Annotated in this window: 1 pseudogene; it reads left to right on the top strand. The window is 61.0% G+C overall.

Features of this window, described 5'->3' with window-relative positions:
- Window positions 1–811, top strand: a pseudogene (locus EN845_RS33790) (IS630 family transposase); the annotation flags it as partial.

The raw sequence follows: 811 nt of genomic DNA, 5'->3' as shown, positions 1-811 counted from the left end.
CGTGTTGTTGAAGCAGTTGGCGCAGGCGAGAATTGCCGTACCGTGGCATCGCGCTTTGGCGTTGCGGTTTCCTCTGTAGTGAAGTGGTCGCAGCGTTACCGTGCCACCGGCTCGGTGGCGCCGGGCAAGATGGGCGGACACCGCAAGCGCGTTCTGGAGCCGCATCGGGCCTTCATTGTTGAACGGATCAATCAGACCTCTGAGCTGACGCTGCATCGGCTAAAGGACGAGTTGGATGCGCGTGGGATCAAGGTCTCGCACAACACGGTCTGGATGTTTCTGCGCCGCGAGGGCTTGAGCTTCAAAAAAAACACTGTTCGCCCTTGAGCAGGCGCGCGCTGATGTTGCCCGCAGGCGTCAGCGATGGCGATCCTGGCAGACCGGTCTCGATCCACAGTGCCTAGTCTTCATCGATGAGACCTGGATCAAGACCAACATGGCTCCGCTGCGAGGTTGGGGGCCGAAGGGCAAGCGGCTGCGCGGTTTGGCTCCGCACGGCCACTGGCGTACGCTGACCTTCCTCGGCGCACTGCGCTGGGATCGGCTCGCGGCACCTTGTGTCTTCGACGGACCGATCAACGGCCAATGCTTCCGCGCCTATGTCGAGCAGCAGCTCCTCACCGTTCTGAAGCCCGGCGACATCGTCGTCATGGATAATCTGGGAAGTCATAAGTCGGCGGCCATCAGGCAGATGATCAAGGCTGCCGGCGCCAGACTTTGGTATCTGCCGCCCTACTCTCCGGACCTCAATCCGATTGAGCAGGCCTTCGCCAAGATCAAACACTGGATGCGCCAGGCTCAGAAACGCACC

Source organism: Mesorhizobium sp. M8A.F.Ca.ET.202.01.1.1 (assembly GCF_004791595.1).
In the GTDB taxonomy this organism is placed as follows: domain Bacteria; phylum Pseudomonadota; class Alphaproteobacteria; order Rhizobiales; family Rhizobiaceae; genus Mesorhizobium.
This window is presented reverse-complemented; position numbering and strand designations above follow the sequence as displayed.